The organism is Cedecea sp. B1(4), from assembly GCF_059414925.1.
In genome coordinates, this window is record NZ_JCAHMZ010000142.1 from 1 (window position 1) to 308 (window position 308).

The 308-nt window shown below is 55.8% G+C and carries 1 protein-coding gene; it reads left to right on the plus strand.

Going from position 1 to position 308, the window contains the following annotated elements; genetic code table 11:
- A partial coding sequence (locus tag ACR6JA_RS22390; RefSeq protein ID WP_494599618.1) for a hypothetical protein occupies positions 1-308 on the plus strand: 308 nt, incomplete at both ends.

Sequence of the window (308 nt, forward strand, 5' to 3'; positions counted from 1 at the left end):
AAATTCTCCGGGAAGAGCGCTTCTCTGACGATCAAGTTTCTTGGGTAAAAGCGGTGATCGGCAAGCCCGGATCGGGCAAGTCCGTCCTGATGAACAACAGCCACATCGAAGCATGTCTGATCCCCGGCGAAACCCAACTTCCGTGGATGGGAATTACCGACATTGGAATTTCATCGCTCGGGTTTATCAGTTCCATCTGTGACGCATTGCCGCCAGAGCTCCGCTACCTGGCTGTCTACAAGCGCCTGCAGAACACTGCACGCGACGGGATGAACTGCCTGGACACGCCTCTAGGTCAACGCAGCCCG